Below are 18,505 nucleotides of genomic sequence, written 5' to 3' on the forward strand. Positions count from 1 at the left end.
TATTTGTAATATATTTAGAATATATTGCAAATATTGTTGACTATATAAAATATAAATGATATACTTTAGGTAACATACGAAAAATGGAGGTTCCCATTATGGGCAAAAAACAGGAAACTAAACGTGAGAAGTTTATTAGGCTTGCTGAAGCACGTACTAACAAAATAATTGATATGCTACAACTTCTTGGTAACTGCTCGAATTTAAGCACATATGATTACACTCAACAAGATGTTGATAAAATATTTGCTGCAATCGAATCCGAAGTTCGTGAAACTAAGAAAAAATTCAACAAATCAGAGAGCAAAAAAGGTTCTCGTTTTACATTAGATTAAGGAGGAACTTCCATGGTTTTTACTTCAATACCACAAAATTACAGAAATAATGTAGACTGGATCCTAGGCGCATACACTGATGCAGGTGTAACCTTCCCGAATGGTTTTCAAAAGGATGCGATTCAGAATGCTGTTGGTGCAAGACCAACAAAAAATTGGAAAAATTGGAGATGTGATATTTCTTTAATTGAAAATGACCGGGGCAGATATGTTGTCGTCGAGGACTCTGGAACCGTGGGTTTGACTGGAAATAATACTCCCGCTGAACAGATTAATGAACTGATGGCAGAAGGTAAAGTTCTACCTCCAGAGGAACGGCTTTCGCGTTTCACCTCAATGTTTAATTCCGGTGGTAATACTACTGGAGGTGGCCTTTTTGGTGCTGGTAAGAGTGTTTACTCTGTTGCTTCTAAAACCTATACTTATTATTATGATTCACTCCGTGAAGATGGAATGTATGTATCAAATGTCAATAAAGGTGGCCAAGTTAATTCTATCGCTTATGAAGGATCTGAAGCCAAAAAATATATTAAAGAGAACACAGGTTTAGACGAGAAGAAAACCGTTGGTACTCGAATCATAATTGAAAAACCAAAAGACGAATTGGTTGAATCCATAACAAGTGGAGAACTCGTTCCACTTATCCAAGAGTCCTGGTGGTTAATTATTGAGCGTTTGCCAGCAGGCTCTGCTATTACTGTAAATAATGTTCCTATTACAGTTCCTGATGATATTAAAAAAACACGACGAGCGTATGAATTGCAAAAACCAGAAAGTTATTCTCAGGGGTATAAAGTCAAGCACTTCGGATTATATGTCTTCGAAGATGGCGGAAATATATGGTCTGGACTCTCTTATTATCGCAAGGGAATGAAAATTGGCGAGATTGACATCAAGGATATTCCTAAAGATGTTGAAGGAAAATTTTGGGGATATGTAGAGGTAGATGAGCTTTGGGAAGATGAACTCTCTGATATTGAGGATAAGGTTCATTTCGGTGTGAGTAAGGGAAAGAAACATACTAATACTTATCAGAATTTGAAGAACTACTGCAATAATAAATTCCACGAAAACATGGTTAAATGGGGATTCATAAAGGATAATAAGACTGAAGATAAAAAACTTAATGATGAATTGCAATCAATCGCAGAAGAACTTCAAGATCTATTTGATAACCTTGAATTTGAAAATCTTGGCACAGGTCCACAAAAGCCTGATTTTGATGTTCGTTGGCAAGATATTCGCTATCCTGTGGCAGAGACAGAAAAAGTTACATCCGGTGATGAAATTGCTTTTTCTGTTAGAATAAAGAATTCCTATACAACAGACAAGAAATTTGATTATAAAATTTTAGTGGTCGACCCTGAAAACCGTTCGGTTCTACATCAGATTGATGCCGGAGAGATAACAGTAAAAGCAAACACAGTACATCGTATGGATAAAATCCATACGGTTACGAAAAAGAATTCAAAGCAATATGCAGAAAATCGTATTGTTCTATCTGTTAAGGTTATTGGTAGTGGTAAAGAAAAGACAAAAGTTCTTCCGTATTTCTTTGACATAGATAAGCCAGATACCTCTCGTGAAACTGTTGGCTTGACACTGCATGAATGTTTGTTCCCTGTCCAAGGCAGTCGTCGTGTAAATTTTGGTGAAGCTGTTCGTAAAGTATGCTGGAAGATTGAGAATAAGCGAAATCACACATTAAATTATCGTTTGAATGTAAGCATCCACAAAGCAAATGCAAGTGATAAAACATGTCCTAAAATAGTTGACGTACTGTCACTTACAGGTATAATTCCTCCATTCGAAGATCAGATTACCCCTTATTTAGATGAGATTGTCTTTGATAAAGACACATACGAACCTTATCTTTCCGAAGGCACATTGGAACTTCGGGCAAGACTGATAGCAAATGAAGACGATCCAATCTATGAAAAGGGCGATAAAATAACTTCTTATCATTTTAAAATTTTCCTAAATATGGATGAAAAGAATGGAAAGAGAGAGTCGTTTAGGATCGAACTTTCCAAATCAAAAAATAATTTTGAGCGCTCGTGGCGAACTCCGGGAAATGATAGAAAAATCACTATAAATATTGAACATCCAGCATACAATAGTGTGGCTGATTATCCGGATTTTCGACATGATTATCTTCGCGAACAAATGTTGAAACAGTATGTTCTGCTCTATCTAGATGAAGGTAAATATGATATATTTGGAGATGGGTTTATTGGTCTTGAGCCACAAGAAGCTGCTGATAAAGTACTTCAGAAAGTGGAAAGTGTTTATTATGAAAGTCTTAAATAAGGGGAGTTTTTATGAAACACGTGGTATCATTGGATAAAGATGGTAATCTAGTATATAAGGGTCTACTTACCGCAAAAGAAATTGCCACTATAGATGAGATTAAAAATGCACTTGAACAAGAAATCCCTCAAATTGAAGCAGATCTAGAGGAGGTATATGGTAAAAGTGTGTTGTACAAATACAATCTGGGTAAATTTCTGGGAGAATTACTAACTAAATATAATATATCTGCTTCTGAACGCAAACAATTTTGGGATGAAATCAAAACATTTGCTACGAAAGAAAATCGTCGCAGAGATGAAAGTAAGAATGCTGAAACCCGTAGTTTCTATGGTCAGTGCTATAGATTGTCGCAATTTGATCAAGAAGTAGTAGAAAAACTTTCTTGGCGCCAATGGCAAGATATTCTTGATAGAGTTCTCAATAGAGAAGATGAAAGAATATTTGAGTGGATTAGAAATAAAAAAGAGAAAATCCGTGAAGATGACTGGCGTGAATTTGAAAAAGGCTTACACCTATATTTGAAAAGCAAGGATACATCGGTTTTTACGAATGATGAGCTGTTTGAAATATACGAATCGATTCTAAATATGAGTCAATATTGGCGTATTGCTTTTGATAAGTTCAAAAAAGATTTTCCCGACAGTGCAAAAATTAAATCCAAAGGACGTAGATCGAAGAAATATCAATCGACTTGTTTCCAACTTAAACGAGAACTACACAAGCCTCTCGATGACAGTATATTTGAAAAAGCATTTGAATTGGCAATGAGATAAATAACAACACAGACCATGCAGGAGCCAAAACTCTTGCATGGCCTTTACTTTATTACTCTTCGATCGTTAGCAGTGTCCTCGGTAAATACGCCCATATCGTATCATCCGCTTCTCGTGGAGCCGTGACAGACTTCTGGAATATGGACAAGTCAGGTAAAAAGTAAACTCATACTCTTCGAAAATCAAATTCAAACCACGTCAACGTCGCCTTGCCGTACTCAAGTACAGCCTGCGGCTAGTTTCCTAGTTTGCTCTTTGATTTTCATTGAGTATCAAAAAGCAAGCCATCCTCGGCTTGCTTCTTTTTATCTTCAAAAGTGATTTGCCTCATTAACGAGGTGGCAGTCCAAGGGCAATACGGCCGTAGCGACTGATTCGTGTGATCTTCCAGGCAGGCGACCAGGTAACTTCAACCTTGACGTCCTCGATACCTTCGATTTGTTTTAGACCTGCCACGATTTCGATAGGCAGGCTTTCGGCGCAATCGCAGGCAGTGTCGGTAAAGGTCATGACAATCTTACAGAGACCTGTTTCATCCAGATTGATTTCATAAATCAAGCCCAGATTGTAAACATCCAATTCCACATCTGTATCAAAAACCTTCTCTAGTTTTTCGATAATTTGGTCTTGTAAGGCCAAAGCGCGGTCATTGATTTTGATATCGTCTCTCATAACAGTCCCTCCACGTGATAAATATCCTCTATTTTCTCATAATTCTGACAATTTGGCAAGTTTTTGATGAATTTTCTGAAAAGACTCTCTTGAGATTTTCTACTCTCACTGTTTTAATCCCTTTATTTATGGTAAAATAAGACTATTAAGTTTAAAGAGGATTCCCTATGAAATTACAAAAACCTAAAGGAACACAGGATATTTTACCTGCTGAGTCTGCCAAGTGGCAGTATGTTGAGGGCTTTGCCCGTGAGATTTTCAAGCGCTATAACTATGCAGAAGTGCGCACGCCTATTTTTGAGCATTACGAGGTTATCAGTCGCTCTGTCGGAGACACAACCGATATCGTAACCAAGGAAATGTATGATTTCTATGACAAGGGTGATCGTCATATCACCCTTCGTCCAGAAGGAACTGCGCCCGTTGTCCGTTCCTATGTGGAAAATAAACTCTTCGCCCCAGAAGTGCAAAAGCCAAGTAAGTTCTACTATATGGGCCCTATGTTCCGTTATGAGCGTCCACAGGCAGGGCGTTTACGCCAGTTCCACCAGATTGGTGTCGAGTGTTTTGGCTCTAGCAATCCAGCTACCGATGTGGAAACCATCGCTATGGCAGCTCATTTCTTGAAAGAAATTGGCATCCAAGGTGTCAAATTACACCTTAATACTCTTGGAAATCCTGAGAGCCGTTCGGCTTACCGTCAAGCCTTGATCGACTATTTGACACCGCTCAAGGAGAGCTTGTCGAAGGATAGCCAACGTCGTTTGGAGGAAAATCCTCTCCGTGTCTTGGACTCTAAGGAAAAAGAAGACAAGGTGGCAGTGGAGAATGCGCCGTCTATCTTGGACTTCCTTGATGAAGAAAGCCAAGCTCATTTTGATGCCGTCCGTCAGATGTTGGAAAATCTGGGTGTAGACTATATCATCGATACCAATATGGTACGTGGTTTGGACTACTACAACCACACGATTTTCGAGTTCATCACTGAGATTGAGGGCAATGATTTGACAGTCTGTGCGGGTGGTCGCTACGATGGTTTGGTTGCCTACTTTGGTGGTCCCGAAACTGCTGGATTTGGTTTTGGACTTGGTGTAGAGCGTCTGCTCCTCATCCTTGAAAAGCAAGGTGTGGCCCTTCCTATAGAGAATGCTCTAGATGTTTATATCGCAGTCTTGGGTGAAGAAGCAAATATCAAGGCCTTGGAATTGGTACAAGCTCTTCGCCAACAAGGATTTAAAGCAGAGCGTGATTACCTCAACCGTAAACTCAAAGCTCAGTTCAAGTCAGCCGATGCCTTTGCGGCTAAGACCCTCATCACGCTAGGAGAGAGCGAAGTCGAAAGCGGACAAGTGACGGTTAAGAACAACCAAACACGAGAAGAAGTGGAAGTTACGCTCGATACAATCAGCCAAAATTTCTCTCAAGTCTTTGAAAAATTAGGATTTTAATGACAGATAAACTGGTCGGGATCTTACTCCCGACCGTTTTCTTTTGCAAAATGACAAAAATCTTAAACTTTTTGACAAATATATTTGTCAAAAATAAAAAGATATGTTACAATGAAATCAAGATAAGAACAAAGGAGAAAAAAGACATGCTAAAAAATCGTCTAAAAGAGCTTCGGGCTCGCGATGGCCTGAATCAAACAGAGCTGGCCAAACTAGCTGGCGTGTCCAGGCAAACCATCAGCTTGCTTGAGCGGGATGAGTACACGCCATCCATCGTCATTGCCCTGAAGATTGCTCAGATATTCAATGAACCAGTCGAGTCAGTCTTTCGCTTAGAGGAGGATGAGTGATGAACAAGTATAAAGTGATTTATTATCTATCTATAGTTGTGTTTATCGTGAATCTTTTGGCTATGATTGGAAGCCTATTTGGTTGGTTTACAATTGTTGAAAGTAAATACCTCTTCTGGATTAACATAGTTTTACTATTAGTCTTTAGATGGATAGAGAGAAAGATAAAGTTTAAAGAGATTGTAAAAGGAGAAAAGTTATGAAAGAGTTTTTAGCAGGTTTTCAAATCGATACTGAGCACAAAGAACTTGCGGGTGTTTGTGCAGGTTTAGGAAATTATTTTAACATTCAAGCCAATATCGTTCGTTTGGTGACAGTCTTGCTGTTTCTCTCTTCGACAGAGATTGGGATTATAACAGTAACTCTCTATGCCTATCTAGCAGGTTGGCTTGGCAATGAACCCTTGGGAGATGGAGCAAAAAAAGCTAGAAACCAAGCTATTCTCTTGTTTGCTGTTTGTTTGATTTTGGTGTCACTTGGAACAGAGGGCTTGACAGCTATTTATGAATCAGGTAAAGCCTTTGGTCAATGGTTGTCTGGCTTGTTTTAGGAGGAGGTTTAAAGATGGAAAAGAATCACATAATTTTTGCACTGAAACTTTTTATTACCGGAGCTTTATTAGGAATACTTGCCGGAGCTCTTGGAGTTAATCCTTTAAGTATCAATCAAGAGCAAGTAATCTCTGCCTTGTTCTCAATCTTTTTTGGTCTAGGGCTGATTACGGCAACTCTAACCTTTTATTTTATTAGAAAAAGCAATAAGGCCTATCAGAACTATCAAAGAGAAGAAGAGGACGAAGAAAACGAACAAGACTATCTTGCTATGTATCGTTTCTTGGATTATGGTACAGTGGCTTGGAATGTTTCCCAAATTAGTATGCTATTCTGTATGATTTTAGACTTAGGAAGATTCGGCATATCAGCAACATCCTTACTTTTGATAGTTGTAAGTATTTGGTCGGGTGTTTACTGCCTAAAAATCACTAGCAAGATTCGTAACTATAAACTTTCTGTTATGGCCACACCCAAGGAAGTTTTGGAATACCTGGATACTTATGATGAGGGAGAAAAACAGGCTGAGATGGAAGAAGCTTACTTGATCTTGTTCAAGGTCAATCAGCTCATCATACCAGGTATCTATATTGTTTTAGTAGTTCTATCTATGGTATTAGGACAAGTACAGTTGGTTGCTCTACTCGTAGCAGTTGTCATCCATTTGTACACGAATGTTGCACAGTTGCGAAAAACAAAACGTTATTTCAAATAGGAGTCTTTTATGAACTTACTTAAAAATCTTGGCTGGTTTTTGCTAGCTGTTCTATCCTTTTTCTTTGGCTATGGTCTGGTTCAGAGTATGGCTTTATCAGCGCTTGACCTAGGGGCTTCAATCTTTGGAGTCTTGCCACTTTATGTCGCCCTGTCAGGGGCCTATGTTTATGGAGTTTACAGATGGTATCAGACAGAAAAGGTTAGCATCCAGACGACGGTTTTTAATAGTTATATTTGGTTGCCAACTCTGGTTTTGCTAGTGGCGATTATAGCCCAGTTCTTTTTGCCAGAAGATCCGTCAGTCAATCAACAAATCGTATCACAACTGACAGTTGCTCAGCCTGTCTTTGGTTTCTTTATGGTGGTAGTCTTTGCTCCTCTGACGGAAGAACTCATCTTTAGAGGGATGCTGGCGCGTTATCTCTTTCCTAAGCAAAACAACAGTAAACAGACAGCTCTGTTTCTCCTCGTATCAAGTGCGCTTTTTGCCTTGATTCATTTTCCAGGAACTTTGCAACAGTTTTTAGTTTATGCTAGTCTGGGATTGAGTTTGGGACTGGCTTATGTGAGCCGAAAAGGTCTTCTTTATAGCATTTCTCTCCACGCTTTGAATAATTTAATCGGCTTTTTGATGATACTCATGCTATAATAGAGTCAGGAGGTCACATGAAACGAATAATTTTATTAGCAGTGATACAGGCGGTCGTTCTCTTCTTTGTCATCGGGGCACTTGCCTATGCCTTTAAAGGCGACTTCTTTTACAACTATCTAGCAGTTGTCTTTGCGCCTATTGCAGGTGTCTTGCGTTTTGCTTCGGCTTATGCGACGGAGATTGTTCTACCTAAAAAGGCAGCTGAGATTGCTGAAAAGCGTAAAAAAGGTTAAGAATCATAATCAGAGAATCCGATGACGTTTTCATCGGATTTTTTGTCTGTTTGTTTTGATTACTAAAGACAATCAAACTTTTCTGCTGATTTTCATGAAGAGCCTGCGCTTTTATGGTAAAATAGTAACAGAATAAAAGAGGAGAGAAAACATGAAACGTAGTATGTATGCTGGTCGTGTTCGTGAGGAACACATCGGACAAGAAATGACCTTGAAAGGATGGGTTGGTCGTCGTCGTGACCTAGGTGGTTTGATCTTTATCGACCTTCGTGACCGTGAAGGAATCATGCAGTTGGTTATCAACCCTGAAAAAGTCTCTGCAGAGGTCATGGCAACAGCTGAAAGCCTTCGTAGTGAGTTTGTCATCGAGGTGACTGGACAAGTCGCTGCGCGTGAGCAAGCTAATGATAAATTGCCGACTGGTGCAGTTGAGTTGAACGTGACAGCTTTGGCAGTGCTTAATACAGCCAAAACAACACCTTTTGAGATTAAAGATGGGATTGAGGCCAATGACGATACACGTTTGCGTTACCGTTACCTTGACCTTCGTCGTCCAGAAATGCTAGAAAACCTTAAGCTTCGTGCTAAGGTGACTCACTCTATCCGTAACTACTTGGATGAGTTGGAGTTTATCGATGTGGAGACGCCATTCCTTTCGAAGTCAACACCAGAAGGAGCGCGTGACTATTTGGTGCCATCTCGTGTCAATAAAGGGCATTTCTACGCTCTTCCTCAGAGCCCACAAATCACTAAACAGCTTTTGATGAATGCTGGGTTTGACCGTTACTACCAAATCGTTAAATGTTTCCGTGACGAGGATTTGCGTGGTGACCGTCAGCCTGAGTTTACTCAGGTCGACTTGGAAACGTCTTTCCTTACGGAGCAAGAGATCCAAGATATCACAGAAGGCTTGATTGCGCGCGTGATGAAAGAAACCAAAGGCATCGAAGTAACGCTTCCATTTCCTCGTATGAAGTATGATGACGCGATGGCTCTTTACGGTTCTGACAAACCTGATACTCGTTTTGATATGTTGCTTCAGGACTTGACAGAAGTGGTTAGAGGTGTTGATTTCAAAGTCTTTTCAGAAGCACCTGCCGTTAAAGCCATTGTAGTCAAAGGAGCTGCAGACAACTACTCACGTAAAGACATTGACAAGATGACTGAAGTAGCCAAACAATATGGTGCCAAAGGTCTTGCTTGGGTCAAAGTGGTTGATGGAGAATTAAATGGACCAGTTGCCAAGTTCTTAACTGGTATCCAAGCAGAATTGACTGCAGCACTTGGTCTTGAAGATAAGGACTTGGTTCTCTTTGTGGCGGATACGCTTGAGGTAGCCAATGCAACACTAGGCGCCCTTCGTGGACGTATTGCCAAAGAGCTGGGCTTGATTGATAATGATAAGTTCAACTTCCTTTGGGTGGTTGATTGGCCAATGTTTGAATGGTCTGAAGAAGAAGGTCGCTACATGAGCGCCCACCATCCATTTACTCTTCCACAGGAAGAAACAGCTCACGAATTAGAAGGTGATTTGGCTAAGGTTCGTGCCATTGCTTACGATATCGTCTTGAACGGTTATGAGCTTGGTGGTGGTAGTCTTCGTATCAACCAAAAAGACCTTCAAGAACGCATGTTCAAGGCTCTTGGTTTCTCAGCTGAAGAAGCAAATGACCAGTTTGGTTTCCTTCTTGAAGCCATGGACTATGGTTTCCCACCACACGGTGGATTGGCTATCGGTCTTGACCGATTTGTGATGCTCTTAGCAGGGGAAGAGAATATTCGTGAAGTCATTGCCTTTCCTAAGAACAACAAGGCGACAGATCCAATGACACAAGCTCCATCAATAGTCGCTCTCAAACAACTAGAGGAACTCAGCTTACAAGTAGAAGAAGATGAAACAAGCAAAACGAATTAAGCGGTGGCGCTATTATTTGCGCCGCTTTGCTTATCAGATAAAAATCTTACGAGTTTTACAAAGTATCTCTCGGGAAAAATATGATGAGAAAGTATCGGCTTCTCTGGTTTATGGCTTTCTGTCAGCAGTAGCAGTCAATTTCTTTTTTCAACCAGGGCACGTTTACTCCAGTGGTGCGACGGGTCTGGCACAGATTATCTCTGCCTTGAGTAATCACTGGTTTGGTTTTTACATTCCGATATCGCTAACCTTTTATGCTATCAATTTTCCGTTGATGATTTTGGCTTGGTATCAGATTGGGCATAAGTTTACAATCTTTACCTTCATCACAGTATCCATGAGTTCCCTCTTTATCCAGCTTGTACCGGTTGTGACCTTGACAGAGGATCCCATTATCAATGCCCTTTTTGGGGGTGTTGTCATGGGCTTGGGGATTGGTTTTGCGCTCCGTAACAATATTTCTAGCGGAGGTACAGATATCGTCAGTCTCACTATTCGAAAGAAAACGGGTAAGAATGTCGGTAGTATTTCTTTCTTGGTAAATGGAACCATCATGCTGATAGCAGGATTGACCTTTGGTTGGAAATACGCTCTCTACTCCATGATTACCATCTTTGTCTCCAGTCGTGTGACAGACGCGGTCTTTACCAAGCAAAAACGCATGCAGGCCATGATTGTGACCAATAATCCTGACAAGGTAATCGCAAAAATCCATAAAAAATTGCACCGCGGAGCAACCATGATCCACGATGCAGAAGGAACCTATAATCATGAGAGAAAAGCAGTCTTGATTACGGTTATCACACGAGCAGAGTTTAATGATTTTAAACACATCATGAAACAGATCGATCCGACAGCCTTTGTCTCTGTATCTGAAAATGTCCACATTCTCGGACGATTCGTAGAAACAGACAATTAATAATATTCAAAAGACCAGCCTTGGGGCTGGTCTTTATTTTTCGATAATTTTGTGTCCAATCAACTGGCGGTAACAAATCTGTTTATTGTTTTTAGCATCGTTGATAATCTGGAGAATGGTTTCAAAGGAAACGCGCCCAAGTTCCAGGCTATTGATGTCCACATAAGCTACGAGGTCAAGTCGAGGATTGACAGAGTCGAAACTCAAGACAGGAACAGTTAACTGATGCTTACTGATGTAGTCACAAACCCCTTCTGCAAGGAGACTGTCAGTTGTGATAATAGCGTCAATCTGTGGATCGTGATTGAACAGGAGTTCACTGAATTGATACCCTTTTTCTTCTAGAAATTCGTTTGCAAAGTAGGTTAAGTTGGTATCAATCGGAAGTTGGTGTTGTTTGAGTGCGGACTCATAGCCAGTTAGACGATCTTGTGTTACGAAGAGTCGCTTTGTCCCCCCGATGAAGGCAATTCGTTTACATCCTTTTTTGATGAAATACTCTGTCGCATCAAAGCCCGCCTGTACATTGTCATTATCAACAAGAGGGATAAAGGGTGAAGTGGATTTTCCGAGAATGAGGAAGGGGAACTGCTCATCAGCTACTAGCTTGACCAGAGGATCTTCTTCCTCGGCGTAGAGGAAAATCAAACCGTCAACACGCTTGCCATAAACCATCTGAGAAATCGCATTGAGACGTTCTTTCTCATCTTTCCCCGTTGCAATCTGAATAGCATAGTGGTTCTCAGATGCCACTTGGGCGATCCCTCGAAGGACAGATGGGAAGAAAGGATTTTGGTAAAAGGCATCCGAGTCGTCAGGGAGCACCAGGCCGATAACCTGAGTATAGCTACTTACCAAGCTACGAGCATTGAGGTTGGGATGGTAGTTGAGCTCCTTCATCGCCTTGCGAACTCGTTTTTTGGTTTCATCACTAATCGTTGATTTATTTTGAATGACGCGGGTAACAGTTGAAGGTGAGACACCTGCTGCTTTAGCCACATCTTTAATCGTCACGGGCATAAAAATCTCCTATTTATGATAATCTGGATCACGGAAATGTGTCTTGTAAAAAATAGTGACCAGATAAAGAACAAAAAGAATGTTTTGTACAGTGATAAGCGTTGTCATATTTTGGCCCAAAAGTCCCAAAATAAGCGTAATCAGAGTGGGTAATCCTAAACAGTTCAAGATAAAATGGTAGCACTCTTTAAAAGTCCTAAATGAAAAGAGGCGTGATTTTTTGGTGATATAAAGGAGAAGACTAGCTCCAAGAGAGACAATGAAGAAATTCAATCCAAAGAGGAAGCTAGCACCAAGAACGAGAAAGAGACTGATATAGACCCGATTTTGTTGGTACCAATCTTTAGAAATGGCCTGGGTTAGATCTTCCTTACTCTGGAAACTCTCCGTTTGAATTGCGTGGTAGCGAATGCGAGTTAGTTCCTTACTTTCCTTACTGATGACGAGTTCTTCCGTATCAAAATGAAGTTGCAAGTCCTTTGGAAATTCTTTGATTTGGCTCGGGCCAATCAAAAGAGAAGGCTGCTGATTCTTCGTACCTGAGTAGTTCAGCTTTCCATCAATGATTTGTGCATTCTCTGACAAGTCCATGATGGCTTCATCTGTCAGTGGAGTGTAGACATTATCGATAAAGGTATCCAGTGGATACGTTTCCTGTGAGCTGTTTTGAATGGCAATCGGAACCATAGACAAACTGATGAGGAAAATGCTCGTAAAGAGAAGCTGAAACCAGTTGAGACCGAAACGTTTTGATAGGGGCTTACGAAATCCCCAAATACTTGAAAAATATGAAAATGGATATGGAAGCATTTGTATCTTTCTAAAAGGTGTTTTCTATATGAGTATTATTATATAGAGAAATGTGCTTTATTTCAAGTCTAGGAGACAAATTGCTTGCTTCAAGAATAGTTTTATAGTCACAAGCTCTAATACTCAATGAAAATCAAAGAGCAAACTAGGAAGCTAGCCGTAGGCAGTACTTGAGTACGGCAAGGCGAAGCTGACGTGGTTTGAATTTGATTTTCGAAGAGTATAAAATGAAAAAGGGTGGCGGGGATAAATTATCCCTTGTCGCCACCACTTGTAAGTCCTGAAACAAAGTTCTTTTGTAGGAAGAAGAAGAGAATACAGATTGGAAGGGCGATGAGGATAGCACCTGCTGAGAAGTAGGCAATCTTCAAGTTTTTCACATTGCTGACAAAGGTCTGTAGACCAACGGCAACTGTAAAGTATTCTTTCTCACGAAGCAAGAAACTAGAGAGGATATAGTCTCCGAAAGGTCCCATGAAGGCCCAGAGCGCTTGTACTGCAACCATTGGACGAACGAGTGGGAGAACAATTTGCCAGAAGCGACGGAAGTGTCCTGCACCATCTAGTTTTGCTGATTCATCAAGAGACATTGGTACTGTGTCGAAGTAACCTTTCATCAACCAAGCGTTCATTGGGATACCACCACCGACATATAGGAAGATGAGGAACCAGCTATGGTTAAGGGCGTTCAACATAAGGGCCATAACGAAGAAGGCTGTCAAAGCGGCCATAGTTGGCACCATTTGGATGATCAAGAAGAAGACCAAACTTTGTTTACGAGCCAAGAAGTTGTAACGGCTGTAGGCGTAACCAGCAAGTACGATGATACTTGTTTGAACAGCCATTGTAATCAAGGCGATGATCAAGGTATTGAGATACCAAGTGCCGTATAAGGTTTCAGTGAAGAGTCCTTTAAAGTTATCAAAACTAAAATCGACGTTACCATCTAGTTTAAAGGCTACCACGTTACCAGACTTGAAGGCTGACATAATGGTGATCAAAAGTGGATAGATAATCACGATTGATAAGCCAATCAAGTAGAGGTAAGTGAGGGTTTGAGTCAGTCTACGTTTGAGTTTGATTGAGTTATTCATCTTAGACGTCCTCCATATCAAATGCGTGTAGTTTCTTGAATGCAATCATAGAGATAGAGATGACAATGATTGAGATAATCAAGGTAACAGCTGCCGCCATAGAGTATTGAGGAGATGTACCTGTTGTCAAACGATAAATCCATGAGATCAAGATATCAGTTGAACCGGCTCCACCACCAACGCTACCAGGACCTCCGCCGTTGAAGAGGTACATGATAGAGAAGTTGTTAAAGTTGAAGGTGTATTGGCTGATCAATGTTGGTGCCGCAACAGCCAAAATCATAGGGAAAGTGATGTTGCGGAATTTTTGCCAAGCATTGGCACCATCGATGTAAGCCGCTTCGTAGAGGTCGTTAGGAATCGACTGCAAGATACCCAAAGTCAAAACGTAGATGTATGGGAATCCTAGCCAACCTTGCATCATAATCAAGGCAATCTTAGTCCAAGTTGGGTCTGTTTTCCAAGGGATAAGCGCTCCGTCAAGGAAAGGAAGGACCTTAGCCAAGATAGGCAATACTTGAGTGTTGATCGCTCCGACACTATCGTTAAACATGTTTGAGAATGTCAAGATAGTGATGAAGGCTGGAACAGCCCAAGGAAGAAGGAAAATAACACCAAAGATACGTTTTCCTTTGATAAATGGTTGGTTAGCAATGATTGCTGTGAAGATACCAATCACAATCTGCAAAGTAGAAGCAGACAAGGCCCAGATGATGGTCCAAGAAAGAACCGCACCGAAGGCTGAACGGAAGGTACTTAAGCTCCAGATATTAGTGAAGTTCGTCAAGCCAACCCAGTCCAACAATTTGTTTGGTGGCAAGTGTTGGAAGTCATAGTTGGTAAAGGCAATCATCAAGGTTACGATAACTGGGAAGATAATCGCAAATGTCATAGCGACGTAAGATGGGATGATCAAGAGGTAAGGGAAACCATTCTCATAAATACCTTTGATCATATCTTTAAAAGTACGTGGGACAGGAATTCCATTGTTAATACGTTTTGCGATTGTATGTGCATCTTTAATATTTGAGAAATAAAAGAGCACATAAACGACTACAAAGATTAAATGGAAGGCACCACGAATCAGCATAAAGAGGGAATTATCACGACCTGGCTTGTCACCAAGAGTGATCAAATTGTGCAATTCCGGCGCAGCAAGTGCTAGGAAATAAAGAACAAATACGATAGTTACACCAAGGAAGATAAAACCTTTTGCCTTTTGTTTATTGTAAATCTGTCCTAACCCAGGAATCACTGAAAGCAAGGCTGCTTTGCTAGGTTGTTGGTTTTCCATGAATACTCCTTTCATAGGATACGAGATTGAAGTTTGTCTCCAATCACTAGATAGGCAACTGCAATCATTCGTAAATTTATAAAATCAAAGGGGGATTTGTATTCTCCCCCCTTGTAACGAATTCAATTATTCACCAAATTTTTGTTTGATTGTTTCTTTGATCAATGTTACAGCATCGTTAGCAGCTGTCTTAGCATCTTTTTTACCACTTACAGCATCAAAGAGCATAGTTTTAGCTGGATCCCAAACTGCTGACATTTGAGAAATGTTTGGCATTGGTTGAGCGTTCTTGAACTGTTTGATAACAGCTGTTGTCAACTCATCGTTTTTACCTTCAGCGTATGAACGAGCTTCAGTGTTAGCTGGGATTTCGTTAGTTGCATCGTAGAATGCTTTTTGTTGTTCAGTTGAAACAAGGAAGTCTACAAATTTTTGTGCAGCTTCAAGGTTCTTAGTGCTTGATGGGATGATCCAAGCTTTACCACCACCGAATGGTGTGTATTCTTTACCATTTGGAAGAGTTGGAATAGTAGCAACACCGTAGTTTACTTTAGCATCTTTGAATGCTTGAGCTTTCCAAGGACCGTCGATGATAGCAGCTGTTTTACCTTCTTGGAATTGAGTTTGGATCAAGTTTGCAGCACCTTCAGTATCTTGCATACCTTTAGGCCATTTTTCATACCAAGATTTAGCGTAGTTGACACCAGTGATAGAACCGTCGTTTGCAAGACCGATGTCTTTAGCGTCTTTACCGTTTTGTCCGAATACGTAACCACCGTTACCAGCAAGAAGTCCATATGCGTAGTAGAAGTTTGTCCAGTCAGCTAGGAAGGCAGTAGTTTTGCCATCTTCACCAGCGAAAGCGTATTTGCTGTCTTTAGCAAGTTCTTCTAATTCAGCAAAAGTTTTTGGAGCTTCTTTTAGCAAGTCTTTGTTGTAGTACATAACAAGTGACTCAATAACGGCAGGAGCACCGTAAACTTTACCGTCAGCAGCTGTTACAAGAGATTTAGTCTTATCATCTGTTTTAGCGCCGTCGCTCAAAGTAACTTCTGAAAGTTGTCCGTCAGTACCAAGGCTACCTACGCGGTCGTATGGTGCCATCATAACGTCAGCAGCTTGACCTGATTGGTTGTCAAGAGAAAGTTTGTCAAGTCCACCAAGTTGGTCACCTGATTTGATGTTAACTTTTGTACCTGATTCTTTTTCATAAGCTGCAGCAACTTTTTCAGCGTAGGCTTTGTATTGGTCTTCAACGTAGAAAGTGATTTCTTTTGCTTCAGATGAGCTAGTATCAGCTGCTTTATCAGCAGTTTTGCTTCCGCAAGCTACCAAAAGTAAGCTAGCAAGAGTAGCAGTTCCGAGCACAGCAGCGCTCTTCATGAATTTAGATGACATAGTGTATTCCTCCTAAAGAATAACAAAAATAATTTAATGAGAAAACGCAAACGTTTTCTTTTACGAACTTAGTATAGCACAAATAGAAAACGGTTGCAAGCTTTTTTAGCAAAAATTTTAAAAAAATTTTAAGGTTTCAAACATTTGTTAAAGCCTATATATAGGAAAGAACTTAAAATGTTTGTTTTTTTTGAATTGAAAATATATTAGGAAAACGATTGCGTAAATTTGGCTCGATTTTTCAGAAAATAGAGCAGATATTGGGAATGAATTATCTTAAATCAGAAAATCTTTAAAATTTTTTCGCTTATTTCATAAAATATCAGTGGCAACAAGTTTTGTTTGATTAAAATAATTCAAAAAAATTTTTTAAAAACGCTTGCATTTGTTTTTGAAATGCGTTATACTTAAATTAACGCAAACGTTTGCGCCTTAATTGCGCAACGTTTTATAACAAACACATGAGGTGCTATTATGAAAAAACGTCAAAGTGGTGTGTTGATGCACATCTCTTCTCTGCCAGGAGCATACGGGATTGGATCATTTGGCCAGACTGCCTATGATTTCGTTGATTTCTTGGTTCGTACGAAGCAACGTTACTGGCAAATTCTCCCTCTTGGGACAACAAGTTATGGAGATTCTCCATACCAATCATTCTCAGCCTTTGCTGGGAATACGCATTTTATCGACCTTGATATCTTGGTAGAGCAAGGCTTGCTCGAAGCCAGTGATCTTAAAGGTGTTGACTTTGGTAGCGATGCATCTGAAGTTGACTATGCGAAGATTTATTACGCACGTCGTCCACTTTTAGAAAAAGCAGTGAAACGCTTCTTGGAAGTGGGTGATGTCAAAGATTTTGAGAAGTTTGCTAAAGACAACCAATCATGGCTCGAACTCTTCGCAGAATATATGGCTATCAAAGAGCATTTTGACAATCTTGCTTGGACAGAATGGCCTGATGCAGATGCTCGTGCTCGTAAAGCTTCAGCACTTGAAAGTTACCGTGAGAAATTGGTAGACAAGTTGGTTTACCACCGTGTGACTCAATACTTCTTCTTCCAACAATGGTTGAAATTGAAAGCCTATGCTAACGATAACCACATCGAAATTGTTGGGGACATGCCTATCTACGTAGCGGAAGATTCAAGCGACATGTGGGCAAATCCACATCTCTTTAAGACAGATGACAATGGTAAAGCAACTTGTATCGCAGGATGCCCACCAGATGAGTTTTCTGCCACTGGTCAGCTTTGGGGGAACCCAATCTATGACTGGGAAGCAATGGACAAAGACGGTTACAAATGGTGGATTGAACGTTTGCGCGAAAGCTTCAAGATCTACGATATCGTTCGTATCGACCACTTCCGCGGGTTCGAATCTTACTGGGAAATTCCTGCTGGTTCCGATACAGCAGCACCTGGTAAATGGGTGAAAGGTCCAGGCTACAAACTCTTCGCAGCCGTTAAGGAAGAGCTTGGTGAGCTAAACATCATCGCAGAAGACCTTGGTTTCATGACAGATGAAGTTATCGAGTTGCGCGAACGTACTGGCTTCCCAGGAATGAAGATTCTTCAATTCGCCTTCAATCCAGAAGACGAAAGTATCGATAGCCCACACTTGGCACCTGCTAACTCTGTTATGTACACAGGAACACACGATAACAATACAGTTCTTGGTTGGTACCGTAATGAGATCGATGATCCAACTCGTGAGTACATGGCGCGTTACACCAACCGTAAAGAGTATGAAACAGTGCCGCACGCAATGCTTCGTACAGTATTTTCATCAGTGAGCTTCATGGCTATTGCAACCATGCAAGACTTGCTAGAACTAGATGAGGCGGCTCGCATGAACTACCCATCTACTCTTGGTGGAAACTGGTCATGGCGTATGACAGCAGACCAACTCACACCAGCTGTTGAAGAAACTTTGCTTGACTTGACTACAATTTATCGCCGAATTAATGAAAATTTGGTAGAATTAAAGAAATAAGACAATATCAGGAGACACA

19 protein-coding genes are annotated in these 18,505 nt (G+C 40.6%); 13 read left to right on the forward strand and 6 right to left on the reverse strand.

Annotated features, from left to right (window positions below):
• The first annotated feature begins 98 nt into the window (after positions 1-98).
• The 3 genes from M1G01_RS09090 to M1G01_RS09100 are packed head-to-tail and all read left to right on the forward strand — an operon-like array spanning position 99 to position 3,421.
• Positions 99-335, forward strand: coding sequence for a hypothetical protein (locus tag M1G01_RS09090; protein ID WP_070567148.1), 237 nt, complete (start codon positions 99-101; stop codon positions 333-335).
• Positions 336-347: 12 nt separating this feature from the next.
• Positions 348-2,645 (forward strand): hypothetical protein, encoded by a 2,298-nt coding sequence (locus M1G01_RS09095; protein WP_070567151.1) that lies wholly within the window; start codon positions 348-350, stop codon positions 2,643-2,645.
• 11 nt (positions 2,646-2,656) lie between these two features.
• Positions 2,657-3,421 (forward strand): ATP-dependent helicase, encoded by a 765-nt coding sequence (locus M1G01_RS09100; RefSeq protein ID WP_070567162.1) that lies wholly within the window; start codon positions 2,657-2,659, stop codon positions 3,419-3,421.
• Positions 3,422-3,751: 330 nt separating this feature from the next.
• Here M1G01_RS09100 and M1G01_RS09105 read toward each other — a convergent pair whose 3' ends face one another.
• Positions 3,752-4,093, reverse strand: a complete 342-nt coding sequence (locus M1G01_RS09105; protein WP_001204052.1) for a metal-sulfur cluster assembly factor — start codon at positions 4,091-4,093, stop codon at positions 3,752-3,754.
• Between the two features lie 167 nt (positions 4,094-4,260).
• Here M1G01_RS09105 and hisS point away from each other — a divergent pair, with 167 nt between their 5' ends.
• From hisS to M1G01_RS09150, 9 genes are all read left to right on the forward strand, one after another.
• Positions 4,261-5,541, forward strand: coding sequence for a histidine--tRNA ligase (gene hisS, locus M1G01_RS09110; RefSeq protein WP_084944798.1), 1,281 nt, complete (start codon positions 4,261-4,263; stop codon positions 5,539-5,541).
• A 146-nt stretch (positions 5,542-5,687) separates the two neighbouring features.
• Positions 5,688-5,891, forward strand: a complete 204-nt coding sequence (locus M1G01_RS09660; protein ID WP_000916945.1) for a helix-turn-helix transcriptional regulator — start codon at positions 5,688-5,690, stop codon at positions 5,889-5,891.
• Positions 5,891-6,094 carry a hypothetical protein gene (locus tag M1G01_RS09120; protein ID WP_084944797.1) on the forward strand — a complete coding sequence of 68 codons (204 nt, stop codon included), beginning with the start codon at positions 5,891-5,893 and terminating at the stop codon, positions 6,092-6,094. The genes M1G01_RS09660 and M1G01_RS09120 overlap by 1 nt, the downstream gene beginning before the upstream one ends.
• Entirely contained in the window at positions 6,091-6,441 is a 351-nt protein-coding gene (locus M1G01_RS09125; protein WP_084944796.1) for a PspC domain-containing protein, read from the forward strand. Before M1G01_RS09120 ends, M1G01_RS09125 begins: the two co-directional genes overlap by 4 nt.
• Positions 6,442-6,455: 14 nt before the next feature.
• Complete coding sequence (locus tag M1G01_RS09130) at positions 6,456-7,157, forward strand: DUF3169 family protein (RefSeq protein WP_084944795.1); 702 nt, start codon at positions 6,456-6,458, stop codon at positions 7,155-7,157.
• 9 nt (positions 7,158-7,166) lie between these two features.
• Positions 7,167-7,808 (forward strand): CPBP family intramembrane glutamic endopeptidase, encoded by a 642-nt coding sequence (locus tag M1G01_RS09135; RefSeq protein ID WP_042901958.1) that lies wholly within the window; start codon positions 7,167-7,169, stop codon positions 7,806-7,808.
• A gap of 17 nt (positions 7,809-7,825) precedes the next feature.
• Positions 7,826-8,044, forward strand: a complete 219-nt coding sequence (locus tag M1G01_RS09140) for a hypothetical protein (protein WP_247931659.1) — start codon at positions 7,826-7,828, stop codon at positions 8,042-8,044.
• A gap of 151 nt (positions 8,045-8,195) precedes the next feature.
• Positions 8,196-9,959 (forward strand): aspartate--tRNA ligase, encoded by a 1,764-nt coding sequence (gene aspS, locus M1G01_RS09145; RefSeq protein WP_049520516.1) that lies wholly within the window; start codon positions 8,196-8,198, stop codon positions 9,957-9,959.
• Entirely contained in the window at positions 9,937-10,878 is a 942-nt protein-coding gene (locus tag M1G01_RS09150) for a YitT family protein (RefSeq protein ID WP_000806298.1), read from the forward strand. Before aspS ends, M1G01_RS09150 begins: the two co-directional genes overlap by 23 nt.
• A 33-nt stretch (positions 10,879-10,911) precedes the next feature.
• Here the strand turns inward: M1G01_RS09150 and M1G01_RS09155 are convergent, their stop codons facing one another.
• The 5 genes from M1G01_RS09155 to M1G01_RS09175 all read right to left on the reverse strand — a co-directional run bounded on the left by M1G01_RS09155 (position 10,912) and on the right by M1G01_RS09175 (position 16,494).
• Complete coding sequence (locus M1G01_RS09155; RefSeq protein ID WP_001145426.1) at positions 10,912-11,898, reverse strand: LacI family DNA-binding transcriptional regulator; 987 nt, start codon at positions 11,896-11,898, stop codon at positions 10,912-10,914.
• A gap of 9 nt (positions 11,899-11,907) precedes the next feature.
• Positions 11,908-12,708, reverse strand: a complete 801-nt coding sequence (locus tag M1G01_RS09160) for a DUF1189 domain-containing protein (RefSeq protein WP_247931660.1) — start codon at positions 12,706-12,708, stop codon at positions 11,908-11,910.
• Positions 12,709-12,959: 251 nt separating this feature from the next.
• Positions 12,960-13,802 (reverse strand): sugar ABC transporter permease, encoded by an 843-nt coding sequence (locus tag M1G01_RS09165; protein WP_001065651.1) that lies wholly within the window; start codon positions 13,800-13,802, stop codon positions 12,960-12,962.
• Between the two features lies 1 nt (position 13,803).
• On the reverse strand, positions 13,804-15,096 hold the full coding sequence (locus tag M1G01_RS09170) for a carbohydrate ABC transporter permease (RefSeq protein ID WP_000431414.1): 1,293 nt from the start codon (positions 15,094-15,096) through the stop codon (positions 13,804-13,806).
• Between the two features lie 126 nt (positions 15,097-15,222).
• Positions 15,223-16,494 (reverse strand): extracellular solute-binding protein, encoded by a 1,272-nt coding sequence (locus M1G01_RS09175; RefSeq protein WP_000095461.1) that lies wholly within the window; start codon positions 16,492-16,494, stop codon positions 15,223-15,225.
• A gap of 474 nt (positions 16,495-16,968) precedes the next feature.
• Between M1G01_RS09175 and malQ the strand changes: the two genes are divergently transcribed.
• Positions 16,969-18,486 carry a 4-alpha-glucanotransferase gene (malQ, locus tag M1G01_RS09180; protein ID WP_247931661.1) on the forward strand — a complete coding sequence of 506 codons (1,518 nt, stop codon included), beginning with the start codon at positions 16,969-16,971 and terminating at the stop codon, positions 18,484-18,486.
• Positions 18,487-18,505 lie beyond the last annotated feature (19 nt).

Source organism: Streptococcus oralis, from assembly GCF_023110055.1.
In the GTDB taxonomy this organism is placed as follows: Bacteria; Bacillota; Bacilli; order Lactobacillales; family Streptococcaceae; genus Streptococcus; species Streptococcus oralis_BY.

Excerpts from the sequence above, each read along its gene's own strand:
- M1G01_RS09090 (WP_070567148.1), top strand. The coding sequence starts at position 99 with ATGGGCAAAAAACAGGAAACTAAACGTGAGAAGTTTATTAGGCTTGCT.
- M1G01_RS09095 (WP_070567151.1), top strand. The coding sequence starts at position 348 with ATGGTTTTTACTTCAATACCACAAAATTACAGAAATAATGTAGACTGG.
- M1G01_RS09100 (WP_070567162.1), top strand. The coding sequence starts at position 2,657 with ATGAAACACGTGGTATCATTGGATAAAGATGGTAATCTAGTATATAAG.
- M1G01_RS09105 (WP_001204052.1), bottom strand. The coding sequence starts at position 4,093 with ATGAGAGACGATATCAAAATCAATGACCGCGCTTTGGCCTTACAAGAC.
- hisS (WP_084944798.1), top strand. The coding sequence starts at position 4,261 with ATGAAATTACAAAAACCTAAAGGAACACAGGATATTTTACCTGCTGAG.
- M1G01_RS09660 (WP_000916945.1), top strand. The coding sequence starts at position 5,688 with ATGCTAAAAAATCGTCTAAAAGAGCTTCGGGCTCGCGATGGCCTGAAT.
- M1G01_RS09120 (WP_084944797.1), top strand. The coding sequence starts at position 5,891 with ATGAACAAGTATAAAGTGATTTATTATCTATCTATAGTTGTGTTTATC.
- M1G01_RS09125 (WP_084944796.1), top strand. The coding sequence starts at position 6,091 with ATGAAAGAGTTTTTAGCAGGTTTTCAAATCGATACTGAGCACAAAGAA.
- M1G01_RS09130 (WP_084944795.1), top strand. The coding sequence starts at position 6,456 with ATGGAAAAGAATCACATAATTTTTGCACTGAAACTTTTTATTACCGGA.
- M1G01_RS09135 (WP_042901958.1), top strand. The coding sequence starts at position 7,167 with ATGAACTTACTTAAAAATCTTGGCTGGTTTTTGCTAGCTGTTCTATCC.
- M1G01_RS09140 (WP_247931659.1), top strand. The coding sequence starts at position 7,826 with ATGAAACGAATAATTTTATTAGCAGTGATACAGGCGGTCGTTCTCTTC.
- aspS (WP_049520516.1), top strand. The coding sequence starts at position 8,196 with ATGAAACGTAGTATGTATGCTGGTCGTGTTCGTGAGGAACACATCGGA.
- M1G01_RS09150 (WP_000806298.1), top strand. The coding sequence starts at position 9,937 with ATGAAACAAGCAAAACGAATTAAGCGGTGGCGCTATTATTTGCGCCGC.
- M1G01_RS09155 (WP_001145426.1), bottom strand. The coding sequence starts at position 11,898 with ATGCCCGTGACGATTAAAGATGTGGCTAAAGCAGCAGGTGTCTCACCT.
- M1G01_RS09160 (WP_247931660.1), bottom strand. The coding sequence starts at position 12,708 with ATGCTTCCATATCCATTTTCATATTTTTCAAGTATTTGGGGATTTCGT.
- M1G01_RS09165 (WP_001065651.1), bottom strand. The coding sequence starts at position 13,802 with ATGAATAACTCAATCAAACTCAAACGTAGACTGACTCAAACCCTCACT.
- M1G01_RS09170 (WP_000431414.1), bottom strand. The coding sequence starts at position 15,096 with ATGGAAAACCAACAACCTAGCAAAGCAGCCTTGCTTTCAGTGATTCCT.
- M1G01_RS09175 (WP_000095461.1), bottom strand. The coding sequence starts at position 16,494 with ATGTCATCTAAATTCATGAAGAGCGCTGCTGTGCTCGGAACTGCTACT.
- malQ (WP_247931661.1), top strand. The coding sequence starts at position 16,969 with ATGAAAAAACGTCAAAGTGGTGTGTTGATGCACATCTCTTCTCTGCCA.